Annotated in this window: 22 protein-coding genes; 8 read left to right on the top strand and 14 right to left on the bottom strand. The window is 71.7% G+C overall.

The window, feature by feature from the left end:
* Positions 1 to 63: 63 nt before the first annotated feature.
* Positions 64 to 1,824, top strand: coding sequence for a glycerol-3-phosphate dehydrogenase/oxidase (locus ACIP6W_RS07235; RefSeq protein WP_245172357.1), 1,761 nt, complete (start codon positions 64 to 66; stop codon positions 1,822 to 1,824).
* A 102-nt stretch (positions 1,825 to 1,926) separates the two neighbouring features.
* Here the strand turns inward: ACIP6W_RS07235 and ACIP6W_RS07230 are convergent, their stop codons facing one another.
* Positions 1,927 to 2,448: a hypothetical protein gene (locus ACIP6W_RS07230; RefSeq protein WP_400428843.1), complete on the bottom strand. Its 522-nt coding sequence runs from the start codon at positions 2,446 to 2,448 to the stop codon at positions 1,927 to 1,929.
* A gap of 112 nt (positions 2,449 to 2,560) precedes the next feature.
* Here ACIP6W_RS07230 and ACIP6W_RS07225 point away from each other — a divergent pair, with 112 nt between their 5' ends.
* The 5 genes from ACIP6W_RS07225 to guaA are packed head-to-tail and all read left to right on the top strand — an operon-like array spanning position 2,561 to position 7,466.
* A complete protein-coding gene (locus tag ACIP6W_RS07225) occupies positions 2,561 to 3,091 on the top strand; it encodes a cation:proton antiporter regulatory subunit (RefSeq protein ID WP_058728934.1) in 531 nt (176 codons plus the stop codon).
* Between the two features lie 3 nt (positions 3,092 to 3,094).
* Positions 3,095 to 4,618 (top strand): cation:proton antiporter, encoded by a 1,524-nt coding sequence (locus tag ACIP6W_RS07220; RefSeq protein WP_209685311.1) that lies wholly within the window; start codon positions 3,095 to 3,097, stop codon positions 4,616 to 4,618.
* 5 nt (positions 4,619 to 4,623) lie between these two features.
* A complete protein-coding gene (locus ACIP6W_RS07215) occupies positions 4,624 to 5,433 on the top strand; it encodes an SURF1 family cytochrome oxidase biogenesis protein (RefSeq protein WP_400428841.1) in 810 nt (269 codons plus the stop codon).
* A gap of 9 nt (positions 5,434 to 5,442) precedes the next feature.
* On the top strand, positions 5,443 to 5,889 hold the full coding sequence (locus ACIP6W_RS07210; RefSeq protein WP_066656914.1) for a DUF3817 domain-containing protein: 447 nt from the start codon (positions 5,443 to 5,445) through the stop codon (positions 5,887 to 5,889).
* Positions 5,886 to 7,466 (top strand): glutamine-hydrolyzing GMP synthase, encoded by a 1,581-nt coding sequence (gene guaA / locus ACIP6W_RS07205; protein WP_066656912.1) that lies wholly within the window; start codon positions 5,886 to 5,888, stop codon positions 7,464 to 7,466. The genes ACIP6W_RS07210 and guaA overlap by 4 nt, the downstream gene beginning before the upstream one ends.
* A gap of 274 nt (positions 7,467 to 7,740) precedes the next feature.
* Here guaA and ACIP6W_RS07200 read toward each other — a convergent pair whose 3' ends face one another.
* Complete coding sequence (locus ACIP6W_RS07200; protein ID WP_209685315.1) at positions 7,741 to 8,610, bottom strand: Bax inhibitor-1/YccA family protein; 870 nt, start codon at positions 8,608 to 8,610, stop codon at positions 7,741 to 7,743.
* A gap of 113 nt (positions 8,611 to 8,723) precedes the next feature.
* On the bottom strand, positions 8,724 to 9,710 hold the full coding sequence (locus ACIP6W_RS07195; protein WP_251160919.1) for a DUF817 domain-containing protein: 987 nt from the start codon (positions 9,708 to 9,710) through the stop codon (positions 8,724 to 8,726).
* A 113-nt stretch (positions 9,711 to 9,823) separates the two neighbouring features.
* Here ACIP6W_RS07195 and ACIP6W_RS07190 point away from each other — a divergent pair, with 113 nt between their 5' ends.
* Positions 9,824 to 10,837: a glycerophosphodiester phosphodiesterase family protein gene (locus ACIP6W_RS07190; protein ID WP_271826375.1), complete on the top strand. Its 1,014-nt coding sequence runs from the start codon at positions 9,824 to 9,826 to the stop codon at positions 10,835 to 10,837.
* On the opposite strand, the gene ACIP6W_RS07185 is transcribed toward ACIP6W_RS07190, so the two are convergent.
* Positions 10,811 to 11,344: a hypothetical protein gene (locus ACIP6W_RS07185; RefSeq protein WP_251160921.1), complete on the bottom strand. Its 534-nt coding sequence runs from the start codon at positions 11,342 to 11,344 to the stop codon at positions 10,811 to 10,813. The two genes, ACIP6W_RS07190 and ACIP6W_RS07185, sit on opposite strands and share 27 nt — an antisense overlap.
* Positions 11,345 to 11,463: 119 nt before the next feature.
* On the opposite strand from ACIP6W_RS07185, the gene ACIP6W_RS07180 reads away from it, so the two are divergent.
* Complete coding sequence (locus ACIP6W_RS07180; RefSeq protein WP_066656896.1) at positions 11,464 to 13,929, top strand: ATP-dependent helicase; 2,466 nt, start codon at positions 11,464 to 11,466, stop codon at positions 13,927 to 13,929.
* A 58-nt stretch (positions 13,930 to 13,987) separates the two neighbouring features.
* Here ACIP6W_RS07180 and ACIP6W_RS07175 read toward each other — a convergent pair whose 3' ends face one another.
* The 10 genes from ACIP6W_RS07175 to ACIP6W_RS07130 all read right to left on the bottom strand — a co-directional run bounded on the left by ACIP6W_RS07175 (position 13,988) and on the right by ACIP6W_RS07130 (position 22,368).
* The gene (locus tag ACIP6W_RS07175; protein WP_251160922.1) at positions 13,988 to 14,260 is read right to left on the bottom strand and encodes a hypothetical protein; all 273 of its coding nucleotides are present in this window, start codon (positions 14,258 to 14,260) and stop codon (positions 13,988 to 13,990) included.
* A 164-nt stretch (positions 14,261 to 14,424) separates the two neighbouring features.
* Entirely contained in the window at positions 14,425 to 14,916 is a 492-nt protein-coding gene (locus tag ACIP6W_RS07170) for a GNAT family N-acetyltransferase (RefSeq protein WP_251160923.1), read from the bottom strand.
* 229 nt (positions 14,917 to 15,145) lie between these two features.
* Positions 15,146 to 15,781: a pyridoxal 5'-phosphate synthase gene (locus ACIP6W_RS07165; RefSeq protein WP_066656890.1), complete on the bottom strand. Its 636-nt coding sequence runs from the start codon at positions 15,779 to 15,781 to the stop codon at positions 15,146 to 15,148.
* A gap of 18 nt (positions 15,782 to 15,799) precedes the next feature.
* Positions 15,800 to 16,453, bottom strand: coding sequence for a hypothetical protein (locus tag ACIP6W_RS07160; protein WP_400340653.1), 654 nt, complete (start codon positions 16,451 to 16,453; stop codon positions 15,800 to 15,802).
* Positions 16,450 to 18,003, bottom strand: a complete 1,554-nt coding sequence (locus ACIP6W_RS07155; protein ID WP_251160925.1) for a nicotinate phosphoribosyltransferase — start codon at positions 18,001 to 18,003, stop codon at positions 16,450 to 16,452. The genes ACIP6W_RS07160 and ACIP6W_RS07155 overlap by 4 nt, the downstream gene beginning before the upstream one ends.
* Complete coding sequence (locus ACIP6W_RS07150; RefSeq protein ID WP_400428837.1) at positions 18,000 to 18,830, bottom strand: ribose-phosphate pyrophosphokinase; 831 nt, start codon at positions 18,828 to 18,830, stop codon at positions 18,000 to 18,002. Before ACIP6W_RS07150 ends, ACIP6W_RS07155 begins: the two co-directional genes overlap by 4 nt.
* 49 nt (positions 18,831 to 18,879) lie before the next feature.
* Entirely contained in the window at positions 18,880 to 19,761 is an 882-nt protein-coding gene (locus ACIP6W_RS07145) for an oxygenase MpaB family protein (protein WP_066656870.1), read from the bottom strand.
* Positions 19,758 to 20,120: a hypothetical protein gene (locus ACIP6W_RS07140; RefSeq protein ID WP_066656866.1), complete on the bottom strand. Its 363-nt coding sequence runs from the start codon at positions 20,118 to 20,120 to the stop codon at positions 19,758 to 19,760. The genes ACIP6W_RS07145 and ACIP6W_RS07140 overlap by 4 nt, the downstream gene beginning before the upstream one ends.
* A gap of 50 nt (positions 20,121 to 20,170) precedes the next feature.
* Positions 20,171 to 20,464: a hypothetical protein gene (locus tag ACIP6W_RS07135; RefSeq protein ID WP_066656863.1), complete on the bottom strand. Its 294-nt coding sequence runs from the start codon at positions 20,462 to 20,464 to the stop codon at positions 20,171 to 20,173.
* Positions 20,465 to 20,736: 272 nt separating this feature from the next.
* On the bottom strand, positions 20,737 to 22,368 hold the full coding sequence (locus ACIP6W_RS07130) for an ATP-dependent DNA helicase RecQ (RefSeq protein ID WP_066656860.1): 1,632 nt from the start codon (positions 22,366 to 22,368) through the stop codon (positions 20,737 to 20,739).
* Between the last annotated feature and the right edge of the window lie 99 nt (positions 22,369 to 22,467).

Here is a 22,467-nt window from a genome sequence, read left to right as displayed (position 1 = left end):
AGCGTCGGCTTCGACCCGGCGGCCAAGCTCGGTCCGGAGGAGCGCGCCGCCGCGATCGAGGCGATGAAGACCCGGGAGCTCGACGTCCTGGTGGTCGGCGGCGGCATCGTCGGCGGTGGCAGCGCGCTCGACGCCGTCACCCGCGGCCTGAGCGTCGGCATCGTCGAGGCCCGCGACTGGGGCTCGGGGACGTCGAGCCGCTCGTCGAAGCTCGTGCACGGCGGCATCCGCTACCTCGAGCAGCTGAACTTCGCGCTCGTCCGCGAGGCCCTGATCGAACGCGGCCTGCTGCTGCAGCGCATCGCTCCGCACCTGGTGAAGCCCGTTCGCTTCCTCTACCCGCTCAACCACCGCGTGTGGGAGCGCTTCTACATCGGCATCGGCATGGCGATGTACGACGTCTTCAGCTGGTCCGGCGGTCGTCCGCCCGGGGTCCCGCACCACCGGCACCTCAGCCGCAAGCAGGTCCTCAAGAACATGCCGGGCCTGAAGAAGGACGCCTTCGTCGGCGGCATGACCTACTACGACGCCCAGGTCGACGACGCCCGCTACGTCGCGTCGCTCGTGCGCACCGCAGCGTCGTACGGCGCGCACGCGGCGAGCCGGGTCCGCATCGAGGGGTTCATCAAGGTCGGGGAGCGGGTGGTCGGGGCGCACGCGCACGACATCCAGACGGGCGAGAAGTTCGACATCCGGGCGAAGCAGGTCGTGAACGCGACGGGCGTCTGGACCGACGACACCCAGGCGATGGTCGGCACCCGCGGGCAGTTCAAGGTGCGGGCGTCGAAGGGCGTGCACCTCGTGATCCCGCGCGACCGCTTCCAGTCGAACACCGGCATGATCCTCCGCACCGAGAAGAGCGTGCTCTTCGTCATCCCGTGGGGCCGGCACTGGCTCGTCGGCACGACGGACACCGACTGGAACCTCGACAAGGCGCACCCGGCGGCGACCGCGGCGGACATCGACTACATCCTCGAGCACGTGAACAAGGTCCTCGCGGTGCCGCTCACCCGCGAGGACGTCGAGGGCGTCTACGCCGGCCTCCGACCGCTGCTCGCGGGCGAGTCGGACCAGACGTCGCAGCTCAGCCGTGAGCACGTCGTCGCGCACACCGCTCCGGGCCTGGTCGTGGTCGCGGGCGGCAAGTGGACGACCTACCGCGTGATGGGCAAGGACGCCATCGACGAGGCGGTCGCGGCGATGGACGGCAAGATCCCGGCGTCGACGACCGAGGACATCCCGCTGGTCGGTGCCGAGGGCTACCCGGCGGCCTGGAACCGTCGCGGGCGCACCGCTCGGCAGTTCGGCGTGCACAAGGTCCGGATCGAGCACCTGCTCAACCGGTACGGAACCCAGGCCACCGAGGTGCTGCAGCTCGTCGAGCAGGACCCGTCGCTCGCCGAGCCGCTGCCGCAGGCGGACGACTACATCGGTGCCGAGGTCGTCTACGCGGCCTCGCACGAGGGCGCCCTGCACCTGGAGGACGTCCTCGCTCGCCGCACCCGCATCTCGATCGAGGCGTGGGACCGCGGAGAAGAGGCGGCCCCGGTCGCCGCGAAGCTCATGGCCGGCGTGCTCGGGTGGGACCAGGAGACGACCGAGCACGAGGTGTCGAACTACCTGAAGCGCGTCGCCGCCGAGCGCGAGTCGCAGCTGCAGCCCGACGACGAGTCGGCCGACCGGGTGCGCCTCGAGGCGCCGGACATCGCGTTCGGCTTCGACGAGGACGACGTGGTGGTCGGCGGTGGCCGGTCGAGCGGTGCCGACGGCGCGAAGGCGACGGACGAGCAGGTCGAGGGCGAGAAGACGAGCGAACCGCGGTAGGTCACCGGACGGGAGGCGCGTGGCGGCCCCGCCACGCGCCTCCCGTCCGTCGCCTCGCCGCGTCCCTCCCGCGAAACGCAACCTCGGCGGTTCCGCGCAGCGCTACTCCGCTGCGAGCTGTCGCCGACGTTGCGTGTTGCGGGTGCGGGTCCGGACGGCGGTGCCGACGAGGACGACCGGGATCGCGATGAGCGCCGCCGTGCTCGTCAGGTACAGCACGCCGGACCAGATCGTGTGCGCGGCGCCGTCGGTCGGCCACGAGTCGGCGACGTCCATGCCGAGCCAGAAGCCCGACTGGAACGTCGCGAGGGCGCCCGCAGCGAGGACGCCGAGGTGCAGCACCGCGATCGTCGTCGCCGGCAGCCGCGACGCGAGTCCGACGACCGCTGCGGTGAGCGCCAGTCCCACGCCGATGCCCGCGACGACGAGCACGCCGACGACGTCCTGCGCCACGTCGTTGCCCACGTCGACCCGCGCGTAGATCTGCTCGAGCGAGCGCCCCGGTACCGCGCCGAGCGGGTCGAGCACGAGTGCGTTCACGGCCAGCAGTGCCGCGTAGGCCGCGACGACCACCACCCCGACGACGGCGACGACGATGCGGGCACGGCCCCCGGTGTTCCCCATGCGGCGAGGCTAGCGACGGGTCGGACCGGCACGCGTCCACCGACCGGATGACCCGTGGAATGGGCCGCCGCACCCGGTGGTTATCATCGGGGTACTCACCAAGGGAGCCATCATGGTCGACGTCCATCGCGTCAAACTCCCCGGAGTCGGCGTGCTGCACAGCTTCTACACCGACGACGGTGGCAAGTGCGGTGTCATCACGCACCGGTCGGGGCACTCCGACCTCATCTCGTTCGCCGACGTCTCCGACGGCGCGGACAAGTCGGAGAAGGTCTCGCTCCGCCTGAGCGAGGACGAGGCGCACACCCTCGCCGAACTGCTCGGCGGTACCCGGATCACCGAGGGCCTCGACAAGCTCGACGAGATCCCCGGCCTGTCGATCGACTGGTTCAGCGTCGACTACGAGGACGCCATCGCCGGCAAGCCCCTCGGCGACCTGCACGACTCGGGCTTCATCGGCCTGACCGTCGTCGCCGTGGTCCGCGGCGACAGCGCCAACCCCGCTCCCTCGCCGGACTTCGTCGTGTTCCCCGGTGACACCATCGTCGTCGCCGGCGCTCCCGAGAAGGTCGCCAAGGCGTTCTCCTTCTACCGCAGCGGACAGCTGGCGGCGGCTGCCGCCGAGGCGCCGCCCGGGAGCTGACCCGTGCACCTCGGCGGCGAACTGCTCACCATCGGTGTGCTCTTCGTCATCGCCTACGTGCTCGGGCGCCTGGGCAAGACGATCGGTCTGCCCGCCATCCCGATCTACATGGTGGTCGGGCTCATCGCGAGCCCGCACACCCCGTGGATCGGCCTCAACGTCGAGTCGCACACGATCGAGCTCATCGCGACCTTCGGGCTCATCCTCCTGCTCTTCAACCTCGGGCTGGAGTTCGACCAGGAGGAGTTCTACGGCAACGCCGGGAAGCTCCTGGTCTCCGGCGGCACGTACGTCGCCATCAACATGGGCGTCGGGTTCGCCTTCGGGTTCTCGCTCGGCTGGGGCACGCGAGAGGCCCTGATCATCGCGGGCATGACGGCCACGTCGTCGAGTGCGATCGTCACGAAGCTGCTCATCGAGCTGCGGCGCCTGGCGAACGACGAGACCCCGATGATCCTGGGCGTCACCGTCATCGAGGACGTCTTCATCGCCATCTACCTGGCGATCGTCTCCGTGGTGCTCTCCGGCGACACGAACCTCTGGGCCGTGGTCGGCAAGCTCGCGCTCGCGTTCGGCTTCCTCATCGTCATGTTCACGCTCGCCCGGTTCGCCGGCAAGTGGGTGTCGAAGATCTTCGCCACCCGCGACGACGAGCTGTTCACGGTGCTGTTCTTCGGGCTGGCGGTGATGTTCGGCGGCATCGGTGACCTGCTCGGCGTGACCGACGCCATCGGTGCGTTCGTGATCGGCCTGCTCTGCGGTGCGACCCGGTACCGCGACCGCATCGAGCAGCTGGCGCTCCCGATGCGCGACGTGTTCGCGGCGTTCTTCTTCGTGAACTTCGGCCTCGGACTCGACCTGTCGACCTTCGGCGAGGTGCTCTGGCCCGTCCTCGGCGCGATCGGCATGACCATCGTGCTGAACGCCGTCGCCGGGCAGCTCGTCGCCCGCATGAACGGCTTCAACGTCCAGCAGGGGATCAACACCGCGGTGATCCTGGTCAACCGCGGCGAGTTCGCGCTGATCCTCGCGACGCTGTCGGCTGCCGCCGGCCTGGAGGCGCGGATCACCGCCTTCGCGGGCCTCTACGTCCTCGTGATGGCCGTCCTGGGTCCGCTGCTCGCCGTCAACTCGGACCGGATCGGCCGCCTCGTGGTGCGTCCCGCCCGGGTGGCGCGGCTGCGCCAGCGCCTGCGCGACCGGCTCGGCCGCGGCACGGGCCGATCGGGAACGGACGGCGCTGCCGGCGCTGCCGGTGTCGGGATCCCGGCCGGGCCGGCCCTCGACGAGGCGATCGACACCGCCGCCGAGGCCGGCGTCGCCGACCAGGACGCGGCGGCCGCCGCGCGTCGTGCCGAGCGGGACCGCCAGTTCGCCGAGGAGTTCGCCCTCGTGGAGGCTGCGGGCAGGGAAGAGCGCGAGAATGGGTCACCGGAGCCGACGACGAGCGAACCCGTGACGTCGCCGGTGGACATCCCTGCCGAGCGCCCGAAGCGCCCGGTCCGCCAGCGCGATCCGGAGTACTGATACAGATGTGGGCCGTAGCCCGACGACCGAGGTGGATCGCACTGCTCCTGCTGGCGCTCGTGCTCGCCGGGACCTTCGCGGGCCTCGGCAAGTGGCAGCTCGAGCGGAGCATCGCGAACGGCAAGCCCCTGCCGGCGACGACCGAGACCCGCAAGGCCCTCGACGACGTCACCGAGCCCGGCCGTGCGGCGTCGGAGTCCATCGCCGGGCAGCGCATCTCCGTCACGGGCACGTTCGTCGCGGGTGACACGACGATCCTGACCGGGCGGTCCGGCGGCGGCACCTACCAGGCGATCGGACACCTCGTCGACACGGAGACCGGTGCGAGCCTGCCGGTCGTGATCGGCTGGTCCGACCAGCGGCGACAGGCCGAGGCCGGCGGCGAGCGCCTCACCGACGGCCAGGAGCTCACGGTGCAGGGGCGCTACTACCCGGCAGAGTCCCCGGACCAGGACGCCTACAGCAAGGGTGAGTACTCGGCCGTGGCCCCGGCCCGGTTCGTGAACACCTGGAAGGCCTTCGACGACCGGATGTACATCGGGTACGTCGTCGCCGACGGCACCACCGCGAAGGCCGCCGACCTCGGCACCATCGCCGACCGTGCTCCGACGCGCGAGGTCCGCTTCGACTGGCTCAACCTCTTCTACGCGATCGAGTGGGTCGTGTTCGCCGGGTTCGCCGTGTTCCTCTGGTACCGGTTCGTGAAGGACGCCTGGGAGCGCGAGCAGGAGGACGCCCGCGGGGCCGCAGCCGCGGACACCGACGCCGCCGGGAGCCCGGGGGAGCCCGCCGAGCCCGCCCGGTCGCACCGGTAGGATCGACCCATGGCCCTGACCGTCCGCACGCGTGACATCCCGAAGATCCCGGGCGCGGTGAAGTGGTACCGCGTCTCCGCGTACATCACCGGCGTGCTGCTGCTCGCGCTCGTGATCGAGGTCGTCATCAAGTACACGCCGCTGCAGCTCGAGATGCAGCTCGGCAACGGCCCGTTCTTCGTGCCGAACGGCACCGCGGGCGAAGCACCCGGCACGTTCAACCTGTCGATCGCGATCCTCATCGCGCACGGCTGGCTCTACGTGCTGTACCTGTTCACGGACTTCCGCCTGTGGAGCATCATGCGCTGGAGGCCGTCGCGCTTCCTGCTCATCGCCCTCGGCGGCATCATCCCGTTCATGTCCTTCGTGGTGGAGCACCGCATGCAGCAGAAGGCCATGGACACCTACCACGAGCTGACCGCTGCCCAGCAGCGTGAGAAGGAGGCCGCTCGGTGAGCGAGACCGAACAGCGCCCCGTCCTGGTCGTCGACTTCGGCGCGCAGTACGCCCAGCTGATCGCACGGCGCGTGCGTGAGGCGAACGTCTACAGCGAGATCGTCCCGCACTCGATCACGGCGGACGAGGTCCGCGAGAAGGACCCGGCGGCCATCGTGCTCTCCGGTGGTCCGTCGTCCGTGTACGAGGACGGTGCGCCGTCCCTCGACGGTGAGATCCTCGACCTCGGCGTGCCCGTGCTCGGCATCTGCTACGGCTTCCAGGCCATGGCGAAGTCGCTCGGCGGTGAGGTCGCGCACACCGGCCTCCGCGAGTACGGCGCCACCGACGTGACCGTGTCGGGCACCGACAGCGTGCTGCTCGGTGACCAGCCCGAGTCCCAGGTCACGTGGATGTCGCACGGCGACTCCGTGGCGAAGGCGCCGGAGGGCTTCGCGGTCCTCGCGTCGAGCGCCTCGACCCCGGTCGCCGCGTTCGCCTCCGACGAGCGCAAGCTCTACGGCGTGCAGTGGCACCCCGAGGTGAAGCACTCCGCGTACGGCCAGGCCGTGCTCGAGAACTTCCTGCACCGCGCCGCAGGCCTCCCCGGTGACTGGAACTCCGCGAACGTCATCGAGGAGCAGGTCGAGCGGATCCGCGCGCAGGTGGGCTCGGCACGCGTCATCGCCGGGCTCTCGGGCGGTGTCGACTCCGCCGTCGCCGCGGCCCTGGTGCACAGGGCCGTCGGTGACCAGCTCACCTGCGTCTTCGTGGACCACGGGCTCCTGCGCGCCGACGAGCGCAAGCAGGTGGAGGAGGACTACGTCGCCTCGACCGGTGTCCGCCTGGTCACGGTCGACGCCGAGCAGCAGTTCCTCGACGCCCTCGCCGGCGTCAGCGACCCCGAGCAGAAGCGCAAGATCATCGGGCGCGAGTTCATCCGCACGTTCGAGGCGGCGGCCGAGGCCCTCGTGCTCGAGGCGCGCGGCGACGACGACGCCGGAGAGGTCAAGTTCCTCGTCCAGGGCACGCTCTACCCCGACGTGGTCGAGTCCGGCGGCGGATCCGGCACCGCGAACATCAAGTCGCACCACAACGTCGGCGGCCTGCCCGAGGACATGACGTTCGAGCTCGTCGAGCCGCTGCGCACCCTCTTCAAGGACGAGGTGCGGGCCGTCGGCCGCGAGCTCGGGCTGCCCGAGGTCATCGTCGGCCGCCAGCCGTTCCCCGGCCCCGGGCTCGGCATCCGCATCGTCGGCGAGGTCACGAAGGACCGCCTCGAGCTGCTCCGGGCCGCGGACAAGATCGCGCGCGAGGAGCTCACCGCGGCCGGCCTCGACGAGGAGATCTGGCAGTGCCCGGTCGTCCTGCTCGCCGACGTCCGTTCCGTGGGCGTCCAGGGTGACGGTCGTACCTACGGCCACCCGATCGTGCTCCGTCCGGTCTCGTCGGAGGACGCCATGACCGCCGACTGGACGCGCCTGCCGTACGACACCCTGGCGAAGATCTCGAACCGCATCACGAACGAGGTCCCCGACGTGAACCGCGTCGTGCTCGACGTCACGTCGAAGCCGCCGGGGACGATCGAGTGGGAGTGACCACTCCCTGACGCCCCGAGGGCCCGGTACGCACTGCGTGCCGGGCCCTCGCCGTGTGTCCGTGCCGCTCTCAGCCCGTCCGGGTCGCCCGGTTGGTCCGCCCCGGTCGCGCGACGTGCCGCCAGCGGACGTGCCGGTCGCACGACATGCCGCTCGTGCGAGAGGTGAGCGGCATGTCATGCGACGAGAACATGTCGGGGCGGGCGCCGACCTCCCGACACACGACGAAGGGCCCCGGCGTGTGCCGGGGCCCTTCGTGTCGATCAGGTGCGAGCTACTCGCGGTTGCTCGCCAGGATCGCGAGGATGCGCAGGATCTCGATGTACAGCCACACCAGGGTGACGATGAGGCCGAACGCCGCGGTCCAGGCGTAGATGCGGGGAGCGCCGCGCTGGACGCCGGTCTTGATCTGGTCGAAGTCGAGCACCAGCGAGTACGCCGCCATGAGCACCACGAAGATGCCGATGATGACGCCCAGCGGGATGCCGAAGATCTCGAAGCTCCGGAGACCGAACGCGGAGTTCGTCACGCCGGTCCACATGAGCACGAGGTTCACGAGCGAGAAGACCAGGTAGCCGACCATCGCGACGAGGAAGAACCGGGTCGCCTTCGGCGTCGCACGCACCTTGCCGGACGTGAAGAGCAGCAGCGTGACCGCGAAGACACCGAGGGTGCCGAACACGGCCTGCGTGACGATGCCGTCGAACTGGCTGTTGAACATCGCCGAGATGCCGCCGACGAACAGGCCCTCGAAGAACGCGTACGCCAGGACGAGCCCCGGTGACGGCTTCTTCTTGAACGTGTTGACGAGCGCGAGCACGAACCCGACGATCGCGCCGACGATCCAGACGATCGGCGGCAGGTTCCAGCCGGCGACGGCGCCGACGAGGAGCACGCCGAACGCGAGCAGCGTCTTGACGATGGTGTCTTCGTACGACATGCGGTCGGTGTCGACCGGGCTCGCCGTCGGGCGGTCGTACATGTACTGCAGCTGCTCGGGCGTCATGCCGCCCTGCTGCGGGTACTGTCCCTGCTGTGGGGTGCGTCCCCAGCCCGCCTGCTGCTGACCAGCGCCGGCGCCCCAGGCGCCACGGCCCTGGTCGTTGAAGGCGGGGGACTGGTCGAAACCGGGCTTGAAGGCCATGGTGTCCTCTTCCTCGGAGATTTACGTCCTCTCAGCCTAGGGGCGCCCCGTCGCGGAAGGCTGAGGATTCGCGGCGAGCGGAAGCGGGACCCGGTGGTCCCGACACCGGGAGCCTACGGTCGCGGTCTGCGTGGCTGCCCCGAGCTCGTCGTGAGCTGGCCGACCGCCGGACGGGCGCCTGCGGGGCGGTGTCGGGACGTGCCTCCCGGTCGGTCGGTGCCCGCACGTCGTCGGTCGGTGACCGCCGGAGCCGACCGGACCTGCGGGTACAGCCACGAGATCAGCGCGACCGAGACGACCATGAGCAGCAGCCAGGCGACGACCTTCGTCGGCGCGACCGGCTGCCACGCTCCCGCCTGCGCCGGGTAGGACCAGGCGCCGGCCCAGGTCGCGACGTTCTCGGCCAGCCAGATGAACAGCGCGACGAGCGCCATCGCGAGCAGGACCGGCATCCGCAGCGTCGCGCGGTGCACGCGGACGTGCATCGTGGTGCGTGCGAACAGGGCCACGACCAGGGCGAGCAGCACGTACCGCGCGTCCCACACGAAGTGGTGCCCGAAGAAGTTCGCGTAGATGCCCGCCGCGACGAGCACGAGCGACCACTGCCGCGGGTACCGGTCGAAGCGCAGGTCGAACAGCCGCACGACCCGGACCATGTACGACCCGACCGCGCCGTACATGAACCCGGAGAAGAGCGGCACGCCCGCCACCACGAGCCAGCCGTCGCCCGCGTACTCCCACGACCCGACGTGGGTCTTGAAGACCTCCATAACCGTGCCGACCACGTGGAAGACCAGCACCACCCGGAGCTCCCGGACCGTCTCGAGGCCGAACACGAGCATCGCGACCTGGATCGCCGCCGCGGACATCGTGAGGACGTCGTTCCGGGCCCCGGGAGGCACGGTCAGGTGCACCACGACCATCGTCGCGAGGAGCAGCGCCCCGAACGTGCACGCCCACGCCTGCTTCGCGCCGAACACCAGGAACTCGGTGAGGGCGAGACGGCCCGGGCGGTGCGGCTGGTGCCCGGCGTCGAGCAGGCGGCGGGCCGCGCGGTCGATGCGGGCCTCGACGGCGGTGGAGAGGTGTCGGACGGTCACGGAGCGACCCTCCGCGGGCGGCCTGGGAACGAGGGGCGACGGCTGAACGGATGTGTCCACAGGCACACCGTGAGGACACCTGCGGGCAGGGTCGAGCGGCTACGGTTCGGCGCATGACCCGTGTGATCGCCCACCGTGGCGCCTCCGGCCACCGACCGGAGCACTCCCGGAGTGCCTACGAACTGGCCGTCGGCCTCGGTGCCGACGCGATCGAGCCGGACCTCGTGCCGACGAAGGACGGCGTGCTCGTGCTGCGGCACGAGAACGAGGTGTCCGGCACGACGGACGTCGCCGACCACCCCGAGTTCGCACACCTGCGGACGACGAAGACCGTCGACGGCCAGAGCGTGACGGGCTGGTTCACCGAGGACTTCACGTGGGACGAGCTGCGGACGCTCCGGGTCCGGGAGCGCCTTCCCCAGCTGCGTCCGGCGTCGGCGGCGCACGACGGCGAGGACGGCGTCCTGCGACTCGAGGACCTGCTCGGCATCCTCGACGCGGCTCCACGCCCGGTCGGGCTCGTCGCCGAGGTCAAGCACGCGCACTTCTTCGAGCAGGCCGGCTTCCCGATGGCGCAGCTGCTCGACGACACGCTCGGGGACGCCGGGTGGCGTGGCGACGACCGGCTGACGATCGAGTCGTTCGAGAAGACGGTGCTCCGTCAGCTCGGCGCACGGGGGACGGGTGGTCGGCTCGTGTACCTCCAGGAGGCCCGTGGCAGTGCCGCGGACGAGGTCGCCGCCCACGGATCGGCGGCTCCCTCGTGGGCGTCGGAGCGCACGGACGCCGCGCTGGCCGGGTTCGCCGCGGAGTTCCACGGCATCAGCGTCGACCTGAAGACCCTGATGGCGGGGGTCGACAGCGTCGCCGTCGACGACCCGCGCCCGGTCCGGAGCGTCATCGTCGAGCGCGCACACGCTGCGGGGCTCGCCGTCTACACGTGGACGCTCCGGCCGGAGAACCGGTTCCTGCCGGCGCCACTGCGGCGCGGGGGCGACGTGGCAGCGCACGGCGACTGGGAGCGGTGGTTCACCTCGGTCGTGCGGACCGGGGTGGACGGGGTGTTCGCGGACCACCCGGACCTGGCGGTGCGGGCGCGGTCACTCGTCGAGAGCGCCACCGACTGATCCGTCAGCTCCGCACGTCCGCACGCCGCGGAGTCGACGTCGCTGCACCGCCGCGGTCGCGCGGACGGTCCGCCAGGTGGCGATCGCAGCAGCGGCCGCAGCCGAGACCGAGATGAGCAGGCGGAAGGCCGGGAGGGGTGCCCACGCGTGGGACCAGTACGTCTCGAGCACCCACACGCAGAGCGCCGCCAGGCCGCCGGCGAGCAGTGCGTGCGCGACGACGTGCACGCCGCGGCGGGCGGAGATCCGGGCGAGCGCCCACCCGAGTGCGTACGTGCAGGGGAGCGCCACGACCCCGCCCCCGATCGTCACGAGCCCCGCGACGACGGCGAGGAGGACGATCGTGAGGGCGAGAGCGGGCGGGCCCTCGGGGCTCCCGATGCCGCCGTCGGCGAGGAAGGACCAGCCGGCCCCGACCGTGATCGTCACGGGCGTCGTGACGAACGACATCCAGACCCAGCTCCGCTCGACGAGCTCGAGGGCGTCACCTGCGGTCCACGTCCTCATGCCCGACAGCCTGTCCGCCGTCGGACCCGATCCCGGTCCTGGTGCGTCGCAGTGTGTCCCGCGGCCCACGGACCGCAGCCGCTGCGCCTGTCGGAGGGCGCGCCTAGACTGACCCGGTCATGACGATCGTGCTCGACCCCTTCGACCAGTCCCCCGAGCCGGGCGCGGGCAACCGCCCCGGCGGGTACGACGACCCCTTCACGGCGGGTCTCAACCCCCAGCAGAAGGAAGCCGTCGAGTACCGCGGCGAGTCCCTGCTCATCGTGGCGGGTGCCGGATCGGGCAAGACGAGCGTGCTCACCCGCCGCATCGCCCTGCTGCTGGCGAACCGCGAGGCCTGGCCGTCGCAGATCCTCGCCATCACGTTCACGAACAAGGCCGCCGCCGAGATGCGCGAGCGCGTGCAGGCACTGGTCGGGCAGGCCGCCGAGGGCATGTGGATCTCGACGTTCCACTCGGCGTGCGTACGGATCCTCCGGCGCGAGGCCGAGCGCTTCGGGTTCCCGCAGTCGTTCACGATCTACGACTCCGCGGACTCCCGTGCGCTCCTCAAGCGGATCATCAAGGAGCTCGAGGCGGACTCCCTCGGGCTGACCGTCGGCGCCGCGGCGTCGAAGATCTCGAAGCTCAAGAACGAGCTGCAGGACGTCGACACCTACGCCCGGAACATCAACGTGAACGACCCGCAGGAGGTCATGTTCACGGAGGTGTTCCGGCGCTACACGAACGAGCTCCGCCGGGCGAACGCCTTCGACTTCGACGACCTGATCGGGCAGACCGTCTTCCTGTTCCGCGCGTTCCCCGAGGTCGCCGCGCTCTACCAGCGCCGCTTCCGGTTCGTCCTGGTCGACGAGTACCAGGACACCAACCACGCGCAGTACGCCCTGATCCGCGAGCTCACCCGCCCGGTGCCCGTCGAGCAGGTCGACAAGCTGGAGGACACCGGACAGCACGTCGCCCGGATGCGCGAGGCCGACGGGTCGATCGCCCCGGCATCGCTCACCGTCGTCGGTGACTCGGACCAGTCGATCTACGCCTTCCGCGGCGCGGACATCCGGAACATCGTCGAGTTCGAGCGGGACTTCCCGAACTCGAAGGTGATCCTGCTCGAGCAGAACTACCGGTCGACGCAGACGATCCTCGACGCTGCGAACGCCGTCATCGCGAACAACTTCGACCGCCAGGCGAAGAACCTGTTCACCGACGTCGGGGCCGGCGACAAGATCGTCGGCTTCACCGGGTACACCGGCCACGACGAGGCGCAGTTCGTCGCCGACGAGATCCAGCGCCTGCACGACGAGGGCACGTCGTACCGGGACATGGCCGTGTTCTACCGGACCAACTCGCAGACGCGTGCGCTCGAGGAGATCTTCATCCGCTCGGCGATCCCGTACCGGGTGCTCGGCGGCACGAAGTTCTACGAGCGTGCGGAGATCAAGGACGCCATGGCGTACCTGATCACCGTCGCCAACCCGGCCGATCCGCTGTCGCTCCGGCGCATCCTCAACGTGCCCAAGCGCGGCATCGGTGCCGTGACGGAGACGGCACTGCAGCGCTACGCCGACGAGCACGAGACCTCGATGCGCGACGCCCTGCGGCACGCCGACGAGCTCGGGTTCGGGCCGAAGGTGCGGACCGCGATCACGTCGTTCGCAGCGCTGCTCGACGACGTCGCTTCGCGCGCCGCCACCCAGCCGGTGGTCGACACGCTCACGCAGCTGCTCGACGGCTCCGGGCTGCTCGAGAACCTGCGGAAGTCGCCCGACGCGCAGGACGCGGCGCGTGCGGACAACATCGACGAGCTCGTGGCGGTGACGCGGGAGTTCCAGAAGAACAACCCCGAGGGCACCCTGTCCGACTTCCTGACCGAGGTCTCCCTGGTCGCAGCGGCCGACGAGCTCGACGACTCGTCCGGCACCGTGTCGCTCATGACGCTGCACACGGCGAAGGGCCTGGAGTACGACGCGGTGTTCCTCACCGGCGTCGAGGAAGACCTGCTGCCGCACCGGATGTCCGCGAACGAGCCGGGCGGCCCCGCCGAGGAACGCCGGCTCTTCTACGTCGGCATCACCCGAGCGAAGAAGTCGCTCTTCCTGTCGCTGGCGATGACCCGCGCGCAGTTCGGCGACGTCAACGTGGCGATGCCGTCCCGCTTCCTGCAGGAGATCCCCGAGGGACTGATCGAGTGGAAGCAGTCGCCCGGCATGGCGAACAGCCGTGGGGGGACCGAACCGCGCGCGCTGAACGCCCGTCGCGGTGGCGGTCCGGGTGGCTTCGGCGGTGCCGGCGGGGGCGGCGGTGGCTACCGCGGCGGTGGCGGCTTCGGCGGCGGTTCCTACGACCGTGCGGCCGCGGCGGCGAAGACCCGTCCGAAGACCGAGTGGGCGAACCGGGTGTCCGGGCAGGTCCGGGACAACGGTGACATGGAACTCGTCGCCGGAGACCGCATCAAGCACGTCGACTTCGGCGAGGGCACGGTGTCCGCGGTGACCGGGCAGGGCGCGAAGCGCATCGCCGAGATCGCCTTCGACGCCGCGGGTCGCAAGAAGTTGCTCATCAAGATCGCGCCGATCGAGAAGCTCTGACGGCAGCGGGCGCGGTGGTGCCGGTCGACCCGGGCGGGTCGACCGGCACCCGGTCAGCTCAGCGATCCACGGGGGACCACTTCCCGTCCATCTCCGAGCGCTCCTCGTCGGTCATGGGTCGGACGTCCTCCGTGCCGTCGGCGTTGCGCGAGACCGCGATGCCGCCCGCTCCGGGGTCCTGTGCGGCGGCAGCCGGGGCGCTCGTCGTGCTCGCAGCGGGGTCGGTCGGTGTCGCGGGCGCGGCGTTCGCGACGGACGTCCCGCCGACGAGGGCTGCGCCCAGCGCGCAGGTGGCGACGGCGGTGGCGAGCAGGTGCTTCGAGGTGGTCATGGTTCCTCCTGGGATCGGGGAGCGGCGGCTGGTCCGGCGCTCCTGAGTCCAGGGAACAGCATGTGATGTTCCAGATTCCGCACTCGCAGGTGATCTCTGGACGATGACCACCCGGCGCTCAGCCCGCGTGCTGATCGAGCCGCGCCGCGGTCGAGGGCGGGAGGTCAGCGCACCATCCGGACCGCATCGAGCCCGTGCGGGCCGATCGGTTCGTGCTTGACGGTGCCGTCCCGCTCGAAGCCGTTCCGGCGGTAGAAGGCCTCGGCGCGCGCGTTGCCGTCGGCGACCCAGAGGAACGCGGGCGCGGTGCCGATCGCGGCGTCGAGCAACGCCTGTCCGACGCCCGCTCCGTGCTGCGCGGCGAGGACGTCGATGCCCTCGAGCTCGCGGTCCCGCGGGGCCTCGCCGCGACCGGGCCCCGCGGACGCCCAGCCGACGATCGCGTCGCCGACGGTGGCGACGAGCACGTCGACACCGGGCTCGGCGATGATCCCGCGCCATCGTGCCGCGCGGGCATCGACGTCGAGGGCCGCGAGGAACTCCGCCGGCAGGAGGTGGGCGTAGGCCTCGCGCCACGCCTGCACGTGCACGGCGGCGATCGCGTCGGCGTCTCGCACGTCGGCCGGTCGGACGGTGAGCGCGTGCGTGGTCCCCATCCGACGACGGTACCGCTGGCCCTGCCGTCGGCGTCGAACCACGTTCCCGACGTCGAACCAGCACCGGCGGCTGGTTCGATGTCGGAGTCCTGGTTCGACGTGCCGCTGCACAACGCGGAGCACGTCGCGCCGTGGGGTTCCGTGGCGCGAGGTGCTCACGGTTGTGCGGGGCGCCGCCGGCCCCGCCGCGCCAGCCGCGCCCGCGGCCGACCGCGCCGACCGCGCAGCGCTACGGCTGCAGCCGCGCCACGTCCCAGCCGTCACCGGCGCGGACGTACTGCAGCCGCCGGTGCATCCGGTCGCGGCTGCCCTGCCAGAACTCCACCACGTCGGGCTCGAGCCGCCACGCCACCCAGCCCTCGGGGCGCGGCACGTCGTCGTCGCTCTCGTCGAGCAGCACGTTCGCGTCGTCGATCAGGTCCTGCAGCGTGCGCGGTTCGAGCACGTCCGACTGGTCGGCGATCGCGGTGGCGGCGCGTGACTTCGGCGAGCGGTCGGCGAACAGCGCGTCGGACTCCTCGTCGGACAGCTGCACGGCCCGGCCCTCGAAGCGCAGCTGCTGCATGCTCTCGCGCCAGTACACCTGCAGCGCCGCGTGCGGGTTGTCCGCCAGCTGCCGTCCCTTCGGGCTCAGGGTCGAGGTGCCGAACACCAGCCCGCGGTCGTCGAGCCGCTTCACGTCGACGGTGCGGGCGGACACCCGCCCGTCGGTGCCGGCGGTCGCGAGGGTCATCGACATCGGCTCGGACACCTCGCGCTCCGCGGCGCCGTCGAGCCAGGCTCGGGCGACGTCGAACGGGGACGCGGGAGGCGCGTCGAACTCGGGCAGGTGCAGGGAGTCGTCACCGGAGAGCGAACTGGACATGCCCCCACCCAACCGTGCTCAGTCGGTCCACGTCCAGGTCGCCGGGGGACGACCGCCCCGGCCGGTGGACGTCGGGGAGGCATCGGCTCGGACGAGCGCGGGGTTCGTCCGGAGTGCACGGTTGAGGTTGCCGGCATCCGGGGCGGTCCCGTGGAGCGCCGCGTGGAGTACTGCCGCCGCACTCGTCGGGAAGACGTCACCGAGCAGGGCGCGTGTCATCGGGACGTCCCGCCAGAGCCGGGTGCGCACCTGGTCGAGGGCGGCCCGCACGATCGTGTCGTGGTCGAACGGGAGGCCCGGGTCGCCCCCGTCGGTCGACCTCCACACCACGGGCCCGCCGTCCACCGCCGGTGCCACGACCGCCGCGAACGCGATGCTGATCGCGGTCTCCCGCGGGTCGCGGGACGGGCCGTCGAACGCACCGACCTGTGCGAGGTGCCGCACCGCCCCGGTGCCGATGGCGGCCTTGGTGCGCAGGGCGCGCCGTGCACCGTCGGCGAGGCGTTCCGCAGCGTCCAGGAGCACGCCGGGCAGTGCCTCCCGACCGGCGTACGGGTCGTACGCCCGGCGCGCGGTGGCGACCCGCAGACCCTCCGTCACCGTGAACGACACCGGGACGACGTCGATCGCGATGAGCGGCTGGTCGCGGGTCGCCGTGTGGGCGTCGGTCACACCGACGCCCGGCGGGCCGCGCGGGCGGCGCGTTCGGTGCGGAGCGTCTCGCGCACGTCGGCGAACGACTGGTGCACCCGGAAGCGGCCGTCGACCCAGACGGGCTGGAGCAGGCTGGTCGCCTCGTCCTCGGCGGTGGCCTCGTCGGTCTGGCGGATCTCGCCGGTGTCGTCGCGGTGCAGGGCGATGCGGCCCTTCGCGCTCTTCTTGCCGCTGCCGGTCTTCGGGTCCTTCTGGATGTCGACCGGCTGCCCGTCGACGAGGGCCCACGTGGCCTTCACGGCGCTGCCGAGGTTGTCGCGCGTCATGTACTGGTACGTGTACGACCCGATGCCGAGCACGACGTTGTCGCTCGCGTAGCCCTTCGCGGCGAGCCGCTCGTAGATGCGACGGGCACGGTCGAGCGTGATGCTGTCGCCGTAGATGACGCCGATGTGCTGGTCGAGCACCTTGAAGCCCCGCTCGTTCACGGTGTGCCCGAACAGCTCGTCGAGGAGCTCGACGACGCCCTTCTCCTCGTGGCTGCGCGACGGGTCGGTCAGCGCTGCCTGGTCGACGCCGTGCACGGTGCCGGTGACGATGTCGACCGGGTCGCCGGAGTCCGGGCGGATGACGAGCTTGCCGTCGCGGGCCGTGATGCGGTCCTCGAGCTGCGGGAGCGTCTCGGTGATCACCTTGAACAGGTCGAAGCCGTCGCTCACCGCCGAGACGATGCCGGTCGGGTACACGTCGAGGATCTGCGCGAACGTCTCGAGCTCGCCGTCGGCGCCGCGGACGCACATCACGCTGTGCTCGGTGGCGGGGACGCTGGCCGCCACCCAGCCGTTGTCGCCCGGGTAGTAGCGGTCGATGAAGTCGAGCGACGGCATCGAGTCGGTGCCGAGGAACGACAGCAGGTGTCCGGCACCGCCCGCGGCGGCGGACTCGATGCTCGTCTGCCCGCGGAACGAGAAGTCGTGGGCGGCGAAGTCGATGCTCGCCGGGTCGGCGCCGGTGCGCTCGGCCCACTCCTCCATGAGGTCGCGGTACTCGAGCGCCTTCGTCGCGACGGTCGAGGGGTGCCAGATCGACGCCGACAGGGCGGTCTCGATGTAGTTCGGCAGCCAGAAGAAGTCGTCGAGGGTGTTCTCGACCGTCAGCGTCGCGACGCCGATCGGGGCGAGGGTGCCCTCGGGGAGCGCCCGGATGTCGAGCGGGAGGTACCCGAGGCGGTGCAGGGCGCGGACGTGGTCGACACCGATGTGGTTCGGGCCGAAGTAGCCCTGCAGTGCCTGCTCGAACAACCGCGCGACCTCGTCCTCGTCGGCGGCGAAGAACGGCGCCCACGCCTCGACCAGGTACCGCTGCACGAACGCCTGCAGCCCGAAGACCACCGCGTGGGTCGACTCGGGCATGTGCGCGTTCGAGCGGTTCGTCCAGTTGATCAGGATCCGGGTCGTGCCCTCGGGGTAGACCTGCCGGTGCGAGTGCTTGTACCCGTCGACCGCCAGCAGCGGGGCGATCGGACTCGCGGTGGTGGTGCGGGGCTCGAGGCCCGTCGTGGTCGTCATCGGATCTCCTCCGTGAGGTACGGGCTGAGCGGGACGGTGCGGAGGCCCGGGACGTCCTGCTGTGCGGGGTAGCTGTCGGTGGTGACGATCTCACCGAAGTGCTCGGCGAGCTGCGGGGCCCGTCCGGAGAAGACGCCGTGCGAGACCCAGAGGCCCAGGCGCTCCGCAGGCAGGCCGGTCGAGCCGGCGAGGCCCGCGAAGGTGCCGCCGCCGTCGCAGATGTCGTCGACGACGAGCAGCCGACCGGTCTCGGGGAGCGGCTCGCACGAGAACCCGTCGAGCTTGCCGGTGTCCGGGTTGCGGTGCTTCTCGGCGCGGAACAGGGGGAGACCGGCTGCCTCGGCGACGAGCGCCGCCCGGGCGACCGCGCCCTTGTCCGGGGCGATGATGCCGCTGTAGTCGGACCCGGCGAGGACCGCGTCGTGCACGACCCGCTCGCTCGGCACCACGGTGAGGCGCTCGACCAGCCCGACGATCACGGGCGAGTGGGGGTCGAAGGCGATCACCTGGTCGATGGCGAAGCCGTTCAGGACGTCCGCGTAGACCTTCGCGCCGAAGGGGAGTCCGCGGTCCTGCCGCGCTCCGGGCAGGTACGGGACGAGCGCCACCGAGCGTGCCCCGCGCTGTCGGACCGCGTCCGCCCACATGCCGAGCATCACCAGGTCGTCGCCGCCGGTGCCGCGCAGGGTCGCGATCTCGGTGGTCGCCCCCGCGTCGGCGTCGTCCCGGACCTTGACGTGTGCCTCGCCCGCGGGGAACCGCATCGTGGAGAACGTCGGTGTCGTCGGTGTGCCCTGGGCGTCCCAGGTGCTGAGTTCGACTGCCATGGTCCGACCGTACCACTGTTCTTGTCGCCATGACAAGAACTTGTCGGGATCAGTGGGCGTACCGCGCGGCGATCCGGTGCATGGCCCGCAGCAGCAGCGGCCCCGGGAGTCGGAGCGCCCACCCCGGCACGAGGCTCCGCACGCGCCGGACGAGCGCGACGGTGCGCCGGAAGCGCCGCTGCTCGCGCGGCCCCCAGGCGAAGCCGTACGCGGTCCGCAGGGCGTCCGGCAGCATGCCGACGGTGACGATCCGGACGAGCGGCATCGCGGAGCGGACCCACAGCGGTGCGAAGCGGGGGTGCAGGAGGTCGCGCACGATCCCGCGCGCATCGTCGGTGACGTGCAGGGTGGGCATGGTCGCACCCCAGTACGCGTCGAACGCGGCCACCGAGTCGAACCAGCAGTCGGCGGGCACGCGCAGGGACGTCGCGATCGGGGCGTAGGCCACCAGGACACGCTCGGCGTCGTCGGGCGACAGGGCGTCGCCGAACAGCTCGTGTGCCCGTCGTGCGGAGTCGAACAGGGTCGCCGCCACCCACCGCTGCCGGTCGACGTCGTCGGCGCCCTCGACCGGTCGGTGCGCCCGGTCGACGAACGCGGTCGCCACGGCAGCGTCGGTCTCGGTCCCGATCACGACGGCGTAGACGAACATCAGGGTGTGGGCCAGCCGCTGCTGCGGTCGGCGGGCGAAGTCGGAGTGCCGTCGGACCCCGGCTGCGACGACCGGGTCCGCGATCTGCAGCAGGATGGCGCGGCCACCGGCCGCGACGGGTGTGCTGTCCGCCAGCCACCGACGCAGGTCGCGGTCGGCGACGTGTCCGTGTGCCGGACGGGAGGCCAGTGGTCCGCCCGTCGCACCGCGTCCGTCCGCCGACCGGTCGCCGTGGCCGGCGGGGCGGGGGTGGGACGAGCCTCCCGGCCGTCGCGTCACGGGCGTGTCCCGGATCGCCGTGCCCGCCGCAGCGCTGCGGTGTCGAGGAACAGGGCTGCGGCCAGGGCCACTGCGCCGCCGATCAGTGCGCCGACCAGCCACGCGACGCTCACGAGCGTGCCGCCCGCAGCCGCCAGCAGTGTCGCGACCAGCCAGATGGCCGGCAGGGGCCACCGGTGCGCCGTCGCGCCGGTGACCAGGGCGAGCACGACACCCGCGACGAGCAGCGGAAGCCAGGCGACCCCGCCGCTCCGGGCACCCGAGTGCGCCGCCGCGGCGACGAGCAGCAGGGACGCCAGCGAGAGGAGCCGGGCCAGCGCGGGCGTCGCACGGACACGGTCGCGGACGCCACGGAGCACGGCCCGATCGTACTGGGCCGTGCTCCGTGGGGGTCGTGCGGGTGTGGTGCTCAGAGCGGCTTCGTGCCGAGGTCGCCGCCGAGGTCCGGACGCTCGGTGTCGTCGTCGTGCTCCCACAGGTCGGGCGAGCCCTCGCGCGGAGCGCCACCGGTGGGGCCGTCGTCGGTTCCGTCGCCCGGCTGGGGCTCGACGGTCTCGCCGGCGACGGCGTCGTTCGTGACGGTCTCGAGGGACTCCTCGGACTCGTCGACCTCGTACGGACCCACGTGCTCGCGGTCCAGGTCGTCGGTGCGGCGCTCCTGGGCGTCGAAGTCGTCGACGGGGCTGATGCCGGGGTCGCTCATGGTGCAGTCCTTCCGTGGGAGGGTCGGGCTCCGGAGCGGGTCGCCGGGGCCGTCGGGCCTTCCTGTGTACGCCGTCCGCCTGACCGGTCGTCCGGTCTGTGGTCGTCCGGTCTGCGCACCCCTCGTCCGGTTTCGCGTCCCGTTCACCTCGGCGTCACCTGCGGTCCACGATCGCGGGTCACACTCGCCGTGCTCGGGGGAGTGGAGCGCGGTCGCCGACGGGTGGTCGAGCGACCGCGCCTTCCCCACCCCGAGTCCCCGACACCGGCGCGTCAGACGCGCTCGAGCAGGTGCCGTTCCTCGACGTCGGCCAGCCCGAGGGTCTTGTAGCCGGCGGACTCGAAGAACACCGTCAACCGGTCGTCCTCCGTGCTCATCACCGTCCCTCGACCCCACTGCGCGTGCTCGACGGGCGACTCCGGGGGCCAGGCGTCGTCGTTCGCACCGTCGGCACCGTGGGCGTCCGCGTCCTGGGCGGTCCCGGCCGTGCACGTGTCGCAGTTGCCGCACGGCTCGGCGAGCTCGTCACCGAAGTACCCGAGCAGGAACTGCCGGCGGCAGCCCGAGGTCTCGGCGAACCGGCGCATCATCGCGATGCGCGACTCCTCGATCTCCTCGCGCTCCTTCGCCTGCGCCTTCGCGAGCCCCGCTGCCGCCTCGGCGTCGCGGGGGCCGTCCGGTCGACGGGTGAGACCGTCCTCACCGTCGTCGAGCGCGCCCGCGTCGACGAGGGCGTTGGCCGCACGGCCCGCGGTGCGAGCGGCGAGCCCGGAGCGTTCGGCGAGCTCGGACCGGGCCACCGATCCCTCGGCGGGGACGGCGTCGAACACGGCACGGAGGGTGGCCGGGCGCGGCGAGCCGGACGCGAAGAAGCGTCGGAGGCCGAGGTCCTCGGCGCGGTAGTGCATCGTGGCGAGGCCGACGTCGCCGTCGCGGCCGGCACGGCCCACCTCCTGGTAGTAGGCGTCGACCGACTCGGGGACGTCGGCGTGCACGACGAAGCGCACGTCCGGCTTGTCGATCCCCATGCCGAACGCGCTGGTGGCGACGACGACGTCGAGCTCGCCGTCGAGGAACTCGTGGTGGACCCGCTCGCGGTCCCGCACGCGGAGGCCCGCGTGGTACGCCTTCGCCCGGCGACCACTCTCCACGAGTTCGTCCGCGTACACCAGGGTCTCGGCGCGGGTGGCGACGTAGACGATGCCGACCCCCTCGAGTCCGACGACCTGCTCCACGACGGCCTCGCGCTTCGACTCGTCGTCGGCGTGCCGGGCGACCTCGAAGCGCAGGTTCGGCCGGTCGAAGCCGGTGGCGACGACCAGCGGGTCCCGCATGCCGAGCCGCTCGACGATCTCGGCGCGGACGGGCGTCGACCCGGTCGCGGTCATCGCGAGCACCGGCGGGCGCCCGAGGCGCTCCACGACCTCGCCGAGCACCAGGTAGTCCGGGCGGAAGTCGTGCCCCCAGCTCGACACGCAGTGCGCCTCGTCGACGGTGACGAGCGCGACGCCGGCGTCCCGCAGCCGCTCGACGACCTCGTCCTTCGCCAGTTGCTCGGGGGCCAGGAACACGTACCGGGCCTCGCCGGACGCCACGGCGTCCCACGCGTCCTCGAGCTGCCGGCTGCCCCTGGTGGCGTTGATCGTGACGGCTCGGGGCGCGTCCGGGTGGTCCTCGATGCCGACGACCTGGTCCTCCTGCAGGGCCACGAGGGGCGAGACGACGACGACCGGGCCGTCCAGGGCGAGCGCGGCGACCTGGTAGATCGCGGACTTCCCCGAGCCGGTGGGCATGAGCGCCAGGGCGTCGCGACCGTCGAGGACGGCGTCGACGACCTGTTCCTGCTCGGGGTGGAGGTCCCAGCCGAAGACGTCGGCGGCGCGGGTACGGAGTTCCTTCTGCACCCGTCGACCGTGCCCCGTACCGCCTGGCCGACCATCCGGCGACTGCGTCCCCCGGCCACCGGGGGGCGCGAGGGAGGTGACGGGGGTGGGGCGTGCCTC

The sequence above is a fragment of the Curtobacterium sp. NPDC088465 genome, assembly GCF_044753165.1.
GTDB lineage: Bacteria > Actinomycetota > Actinomycetes > Actinomycetales > Microbacteriaceae > Curtobacterium.
This window is presented reverse-complemented; position numbering and strand designations above follow the sequence as displayed.